The sequence below is a fragment of the Streptomyces sp. NRRL B-24572 genome, from assembly GCF_002156145.1.
GTDB lineage: Bacteria > Actinomycetota > Actinomycetes > Streptomycetales > Streptomycetaceae > Streptomyces > Streptomyces vietnamensis.
Window position 1 is genome coordinate 1 of record NZ_MWIG01000109.1, and the last position, 7,034, is coordinate 7,034.

At 67.8% G+C, this 7,034-nt stretch carries 7 protein-coding genes and 1 pseudogene; 6 read left to right on the forward strand and 2 right to left on the reverse strand.

The annotated features are described in order from the left end of the window. Nucleotides 1-51: 51 nt before the first annotated feature. Nucleotides 52-639 carry a hypothetical protein gene (locus CCN56_RS06795; protein WP_086824550.1) on the reverse strand — a complete coding sequence of 196 codons (588 nt, stop codon included), beginning with the start codon at nt 637-639 and terminating at the stop codon, nt 52-54. A 201-nt stretch (nt 640-840) separates the two neighbouring features. Here CCN56_RS06795 and CCN56_RS06800 point away from each other — a divergent pair, with 201 nt between their 5' ends. From CCN56_RS06800 to CCN56_RS06820, 5 genes are all read left to right on the forward strand, one after another. Next, nucleotides 841-1,326, forward strand: a complete 486-nt coding sequence (locus tag CCN56_RS06800) for a DUF1269 domain-containing protein (RefSeq protein WP_086824552.1) — start codon at nt 841-843, stop codon at nt 1,324-1,326. Between the two features lie 416 nt (nt 1,327-1,742). Beyond that, on the forward strand, nt 1,743-2,195 hold the full coding sequence (locus CCN56_RS06805; RefSeq protein WP_256961818.1) for a hypothetical protein: 453 nt from the start codon (nt 1,743-1,745) through the stop codon (nt 2,193-2,195). A 61-nt stretch (nt 2,196-2,256) separates the two neighbouring features. Continuing rightward, nucleotides 2,257-2,934 carry an ABC transporter ATP-binding protein gene (locus CCN56_RS06810; RefSeq protein ID WP_086824562.1) on the forward strand — a complete coding sequence of 226 codons (678 nt, stop codon included), beginning with the start codon at nt 2,257-2,259 and terminating at the stop codon, nt 2,932-2,934. Then, nucleotides 2,931-5,186: an FtsX-like permease family protein gene (locus CCN56_RS06815; protein ID WP_086824554.1), complete on the forward strand. Its 2,256-nt coding sequence runs from the start codon at nt 2,931-2,933 to the stop codon at nt 5,184-5,186. The genes CCN56_RS06810 and CCN56_RS06815 overlap by 4 nt, the downstream gene beginning before the upstream one ends. A gap of 79 nt (nt 5,187-5,265) precedes the next feature. Continuing rightward, nucleotides 5,266-5,475: a DUF4287 domain-containing protein gene (locus tag CCN56_RS06820; protein ID WP_086824555.1), complete on the forward strand. Its 210-nt coding sequence runs from the start codon at nt 5,266-5,268 to the stop codon at nt 5,473-5,475. A gap of 4 nt (nt 5,476-5,479) precedes the next feature. Here CCN56_RS06820 and CCN56_RS06825 read toward each other — a convergent pair whose 3' ends face one another. Continuing rightward, nucleotides 5,480-6,715, reverse strand: a complete 1,236-nt coding sequence (locus CCN56_RS06825; RefSeq protein WP_179199717.1) for an MFS transporter — start codon at nt 6,713-6,715, stop codon at nt 5,480-5,482. A gap of 86 nt (nt 6,716-6,801) precedes the next feature. Between CCN56_RS06825 and CCN56_RS06830 the strand changes: the two are divergent. Next, a pseudogene (locus CCN56_RS06830) lies at nt 6,802-7,034 on the forward strand (transcriptional regulator); the annotation flags it as partial.

The following is a 7,034-nucleotide window of genomic DNA, read 5'->3' on the forward strand; positions in this document are numbered from 1 at the left end:
TGCCCCGTGTGACCGCCGACCGGCACGCACGTCGTACAGGGCCGTCGGCGGTCACACGGGGCAGGGGCGGTACTCGAGGCTCAGCTCGCGGTCGACGGCGTAGCTGGTCCGCATCGACGCGTCGATGACCTGCTGCCAGGAGCCGTACTTGGCGTACAGCTGGTCCGCGGTGGGGCCGAGGGGGTTGCCGTACTTGGCGATGTTCCGCTCCTCCAGGATCCGGACCTCCTCGGGGGTCATGCCGGCGCGGGTGATCTCCTTGGCCTGGTTGCGCATGTCGACGAGCTCCCGGGCGATCTCCTCGTCCGTGGCGCCCGCCTCGCGCATGTCGCGCTCGGTGCGGTGCATGTCCTCCAGGAGCCCGTGGTACTGCATCCGGGTCCGCTGGGCCTCGACCTTCTCGTCCATCGGCAGGACGCGGATCCGGCACACGACCGGGTCGGCGCTGGGACAGGGGTCGTCGGCGGAGACGGGAGGGGCGAGGGGGGCGGTGATGACGGAGCCGCAGGCCTCCGCCGCAACGGCCACGGACGAACCGGCGGTACCGAGGAGGGCGACGGCGGCCACGAACGGGACGAGGGCCCGGGCATGGACACGGACACGGGCACGGCTCAGGAAGGAAGAAGGGGAAGGACGCATGCGCGCATCCTTGGGGAGCCTGCTGCGCCCCTTCACGCAGGCGCGCCGGTGATCACCGGTGATCACTCCTACCGGGACGGCGTGATGCGGCCACCACGCCTCATCGTTCGTTTCATCCCGAGATGCACCTTTCGGATGCAGCGCCTTTACTGGGCCGTACCTGTTGCCGAGCGCCGTACGGCGAGTTCCTGGAGGCTGGACGTGGCCACGTTGACCGTGTGGAAATTCGATGCGCCCGAGGGGGCCGCAGCCATGGAGGACACCCTGCTCCAGCTGCAGAAGCAGGAACTGATCAAGGTCCTCGACGCGGCGACGGTCAGCTGGCCGGCGGATGCGGGCAAGCCGAAGACGAAGCAACTGCACAACCTCACCGGCGCCGGCGCGCTCTCCGGCACCTTCTGGGGCATGCTCTTCGGCCTCCTCTTCTTCATGCCACTGCTCGGCGCGGCGGTCGGGGCGGCGGCGGGTGCGCTGGGCGGGAAGATGGCGGACGTCGGCATCGACGACGACTTCATCGACTCGGTCAAGGCGAAGGTGACGCCCGGGACTTCGGCGCTGTTCCTGCTCTCGCAGGACGCCGTGGTCGAACGCGTCCGGGAGGCCTTTCCGAGCGGCCACACGGAGCTGATCCACTCCAACCTGGACAGCGAGAAGGAGACGAAGCTGCGCGAGGTGTTCGCGGGCTGAGGGGGTGGGGGCGGGGTTGGGCGCCGGGCAATCGCGATGCGTGCGCTCCAACAGTGCCGCATCCAGGCGTAGTTGACCCGACCCACGCACCACCCCGCTGATTACGGAGGCGTCCGGCTCACCCCGAGCCGGACGCCTCCGTCGATGACGGCCATCGCCCAATTCACGCCCGACAAAGCGACCGGCCCACCGTGGCGCCTCGCCAACACCCTGGACGTCAACGGCTTCTAGTCGGCCAAGGACCTCAACTCGCCCCCTGAGAGCGCGCACTGATTGAGACGACGGCTGTGACCTGCGGCGATGTCACGCAGGGATGAGCGGCGGACCGGAAGGGCTCATTCACTGGATCGAAGGGTGATTCAAGGAAGGGACGTTCCTTCTCGATCTCATCTGTAGTGATGCCGATACTTTCTGTGATGACCAGTCGGCACATTCACTTCAGCCAGGGGATATCGATGAGGAAGTTGGCTACGGCGGCGGTGGCAGCGGGGCTGTTCTTCGGGGGGATGGGGGTGGCGGCGGCCGATTCGTGGCACAACGTGGCGCTCTTCAAGACAACCGGAGCGCGTTTCGCGGAAGGCAAGTACATGTGGGAGCCCGTGGAGGTGCAGCAGGGTGCATTCCACATCAAGGGCAAGCTGCGTGACGTCGGACTGAACGACAACCACAACGTCTACCTGCAGGTAAAGGTGCACGGATACGGGTGGAATCGCTTCGACGGAGTACAGAAGAAGACCGTCTGGATCGACAAGCTCGTCCATGACGGCGCCTCTCGGTACGTGGATACGGCAGAAGTACGCGTATGCCAGAACCGCGGCTCCTTGCACCCTGACAACTGCTCTCCGACGAAGCACTTCAAGCGTCCGTAGGGCAGTCGTTCTGCACGGGAGCCGCCCACCAGCGGCTCCCGCTCCCATAGGAGTGCACACCTTGAAGGACGTCATCCTCCGCGCCGAGGGCGTGGATCTCTTCTACGGCACGCAGCAAGCGGTAACCGGTGCCGATTTCACGCTCAAGCGCGGCGAAGTGGCCGCCATCATGGGCAGCAGCGGATCGGGAAAGTCGTCCCTGCTGTACTGCCTCGCCGGGGTCCTGCCGCCCTCCAGCGGCACGGTGACCTTCGACGGAGTGCAGCTCTCGTCCCTCCCCGACGGGGAGCTCAGTGCGCTGCGTCGTACGCGCCTGGGGTTCGTCTTCCAGTACGGGGAACTGCTGCCGGAACTGACCGTCGAGGAGAACGCGGCGCTCCCTCTCCGGCTCGCCGGGATCAGTAAATCCCACGCCCATGCGGTGGCCGGCCAGGTGCTCGGGCGGCTGGGGATGGGCGAGCTGTTACGGCGCAGGACGTCGAAGTTGTCGGGTGGCCAGAGTCAGCGTGTGGCAGTTGCGCGGGCTCTGGTCCACCGGCCGGACGTGGTATTCGCAGACGAACCAACCGGCGCGCTCGACAGCGCCAACGCCGCTGCCGTACTCGGTGAATTCCTTCAGCTTGCCCGGAGGCAGAAGACCGCTGTCGTCATCGTCACTCACGATGCCGATGTCGCCGCGAAGGCCGATACCCAGTACACGATGTCGGACGGTGTGCTGGCCGAGCGGGTGGCTGTGTGAACGCGTTCGTCCTCGGTATGCGTCTGCTGTGGCGCAGCGGGCGCAGGGCGCAGGTCCGGTTCCTCCTGATGGCGCTCGGGTCCGCACTCGGCGTTGCCTGCCTGGCCGCCGCACTCACCATCCCGACGATCATCGATGCCAGCGATGCCCGGGTGACAAGCCGATCGGTGGAGTCCGGCAAGAACAAGAACGCCGTCTATCAGGAGTTCCTGGACCCCTACGGCTCACAACCGTTACGCCGGATCTTCATCGCTCGCACAGGCCCCGGGCCTCTGCCGGTTCCCCCGGGAATCAAGGAACTCCCTCGCGCAGGCGAGGCGATCGTTTCGCCGAAGCTGGGCGAGATCTTGGCTGCCAACCCGCACGCTGCGGGACTCGTACCCGGCCATGTGACCGGCACCATTGCCCCGCCGGGGCTCGCAGGTCCCGACGAGCTTTACGCCTACATCGGCACCAGTCCGGATGAGCTGACCGGGGCGGCGCCGCTCGGTCACTTCGGTACCGAGTACATGCAGCACGAGCTCATCGAGCCATCCACCCTGGACATCCTGCGGTTCACTCTCGGCTGCATCGTGCTGCTCCCTCTCGTCATCTTCCTCTCCGTCTGCGCGCGGCTCTCCGGAGAGTCCCGTGCGCGCCGGCTCGCCGCGCTTCGGCTCGTCGGCCTCAGCGCGAAGGACACGTTGCGGGTCAATGCCGGAGAGACTGGGGTCGCCGCCTTCGTCGGGGCAGCAGTTGGACTCATCGGTTATCTCGGGGTCAACGAAGTCATGGCGCGGGTCGGATTGCCAGGGTTGCACTGGTACCCGGCCGACGGGCGGCCCGAGGGGGTGACCATCGCCGTGTGCCTGCTGGGGTGTCCGGTCCTCGCGTGGATCGTCGGGCAGTTCAGTGCGCGGCGGGCCGCCCAGTCGCCCATCAGCGTGCGCCGCACCGGAGAGAGCAAGCCTCCGAAGAAGTACGGGACATTGCTGTTGATCCCCGGACTCGGAATCATCGGCGGATACTGCGCACTCAGCGCGATGGGGCGGGACCCTTCAGGGGGGTCTGGCAGCTCGGTACTCGTTCCCAGCGCTGTGCTGATGACCGGGGCGGGGCTTGTGTTCGGACTGGCACCAATCACGTCGTGGCTCTCGCAACGTCTGGCCACTGTGTCGAAATCGTTGCCTCTGTCGCTGGCCATGCGACGGACTGAGGTCGATCCCGGTAGCGCACTTCGGGTGGTCACTGGTCTCGTGCTGCTGGTATTCGGTGCCTCGCTCACGCAAGGGGTACTCATCGAATTGGATCAGGTCAGTCGGCGAACGACTCCGGTCCAGGAATACAGCCTTCCGATGTCAGAGCTGAGCACGCAGCAGCGCACGCAGATGTCCGCTGTGGATGGAGTACAGACCCATGCCCTGATCGCCGAGTCATGGGTGGCCACTGTGGAGGAGGACCTACCCAGAGTCCAAGCCGTCGTTGCAACCTGCGCTCAGTTGGCTGCCTTCACCCAGGCGATGCATGGATGCGTCGACAACAAGGTGCTGCGGATCGACGATCCGACCTTCCTGTTTGATGAAGACGCCCGCACCGGCATCAGCTTCCCGTTCCTGCTCAACAGCGGGCGAAAGCTGACTGTCTCCGTCCCGCAGGACTCTGTCACCGTTCAGGCATACGATCCCTCAGAGTTCGCCGGACCGAGCCTGCTCATTCCTCCCTCCCTCCTCCCCCAAGGCACTCAGCTCGCAGACTCGCGCTTCGTTCTCGTCAGCGCCTCCGACCCCGCCACCGTCCGTGCCGTTCTCGATGGGATCGGGGCCATCGCGCCCACCGCATCCGTCGAGCCCGTGGGGATCGTCATCGACTCGCTCGCTCAGTTGACCGTGATTCGGAGTCTGCTGGTGGTCGGGATGGTGCTCGGGCTCGTGATCGGGGTTGCCGCGTTTGTCGTGTCTGTGGCCGATCGGGCCATGGAGCGGCGGGGGCAGGTGACGGCGTTGGCCTTGTTGGGGGCTCGGGCGGGGACCTTGCGGGTGGTGCAGGTGGTGCAGGTGGTGTTGCCGTTGGTGGTGGGGCTTGGGGCGGCGATCGTCGCCGGGTGGCTTGCCGAGTCCAGTTATCTGATCACCGGGGGTGGTGCGGTGCACTGGGACTGGGAGGGCTTGCCCCTGCTGTTCGCCTGTGCGCTGGGGGTCGTGCTCGCCGCCGCGGTCGCCTCCGTTCCCATGGTGCGGCGGCACATCGATCCCGAGCACATTCGGCGGGACTGATCGGCCGAGGAGCGATGAGTTTCTTGGGAGTCCGGGGTCCTGATCCTCAGTCGTCCGTCCGCTTCCCCAGGAGATCGCCGTGTCCGAGAGCATCGTCAAGGGTCCCGCCGGCTACTTCCCCTCCATCGAGAATAAGTACGGGCGGCCCGTCTCCGAGTGGCTGGAGATCATTCGGGACTCGCCGCTCGTCAAGCACATGGAGCTCGTCTCCTGGTTGAAGGCCGAGTACGGGATGGGCCACGGGCACGCCAACGCGCTCGTGGCCCACTGCCTGGCCGGGGGGAAGTAGGCACTCATGCCGCCAGTCCGTGGGTCGTGCGGCTCGCGATGCGGGTCCTCAGGGTCAGCGTCGTCACCGCTGATGCCGTGCCCGCCGCCAGCGCCGTCCACCACAGGGTCGCCGGGCCCAGCGTCGTGTACGTCGTCACTCCCAGGGTGAGGGCGCCGAAGCGGGCCACTCCCCACGTCCAGCTGAAGGCACCCTGGTAGCGGCCGCGGGCGTGGGCCGGGGCCAGGTTGGCGAAGAGGCCTGCCGCGATGCCCGCCACCACCACCTCGCCCAGCGACCAGACCACGACCGACATCGTGTAGCCGGCGATGCCGTCCGCCAGACCCGTCGCCGCCACACCCAACGCGATCAGCGCGCTGCCCGTGCTCTGTACCGCCAGTTGCGGGAACCGGGACAGCCACGCCGTCGCGAACGGCTGCAGCGCGACCACCATGACCGCGTTGATCGCCGCCATCGCCCCGTACACCGCCGGCGAGAGGCCGCTGTCGCGGACGGCCAGCGGGAGCGCGACCTCGGTCAGCGAGTACACGAAGAGTTGGACGCCGAAGAGCGGGAGCAGGAGCAGGGCCAGGCGGTCGCGGAGCACCACTCCGTAGCCGATGCCGTCCTGGGACCGCTCCGCCGGGGCCTCGCGCTTCGGTTCCGGGAGGCGGACCGCCACCACCAGCGCGTACAGCAGCATCGAGCCCGCGTCCACCGCGAACAGGAGCCAGTAGCCCTGGGCCGCCAGGTAGCCGCCCAGGACGCCCGCCACCGCCGTGCCGATGTTCACGCCCCAGCCGAAGAGGGCGTACGCGCGCCGGCGCCGTTCGCTGTCGACGGCGTCCGCCAGCATCGCGTACGCCGCCGGGGAGACCGTGCTGCCGGCCGCGCTGATCAGCAGCGCCGCCGCCGCCATCGTCCACACCCCCGGCGCCAGGAACAGCGCCCCCTGCGCCGCCGCCGCGCCGATCAGGCCGATCATCATCGTGGGGCGGCGGCCGATGCGGTCCGCGAGGATGCCGCCCACGGCCGGGCCGATCAGGTTGCCCGCGCCGAGCGCGCCGAGGACGTACGTCGTGTCCCCGCCCGTCACGCCCCGCGAGGCGAGGAAGAAGACCAGGAACGGCGTGACCAGGTAGCCGAGGCGGTTGACGATCGTTCCCGCGAAGATCGTCCACACCACGGGCGGGAGGCCACGGAACGCCGAGGGGGAAGTACGGGTCGTACGCGTCGTACGGGTCATGCGTGTCGAAGGCATGGGGGGAGTTTGTTTTTCCGCACCCCTTCCCCTCCAATGATTAAGGTCAGAGCGAATCCATTCGCCTACTCCAGGACGTGGCACGCATGGAAGCCGGGCTCAGTTTCTCCGCCGCCGACCTCGCCCAGACCCGTTTCGCCGTCTCCCCCATGTGGGAGGTCGTCACCAGCTACCGCATCGTCGCCCACCGGCCCGACTCCGCCCCCCACGGGCGCTGGGCCGCCCAGGTCCGGCCCCGGATCGTCCGCGCCGGGCTCGATCGCGGCTGGCTCGCCGCCCTCATCCCCGGCAGCGGCTACCTCGCCGACTTCCTCAACCC

What these genes read in the sequence shown, in the direction of transcription:
- CCN56_RS06795 (WP_086824550.1), bottom strand. Translation starts at nt 639, where the DNA reads ATGCGTCCTTCCCCTTCTTCCTTCCTGAGCCGTGCCCGTGTCCGTGTC.
- CCN56_RS06805 (WP_256961818.1), top strand. Translation starts at nt 1,743, where the DNA reads ATGACCAGTCGGCACATTCACTTCAGCCAGGGGATATCGATGAGGAAG.
- CCN56_RS06825 (WP_179199717.1), bottom strand. Translation starts at nt 6,715, where the DNA reads ATGCCTTCGACACGCATGACCCGTACGACGCGTACGACCCGTACTTCC.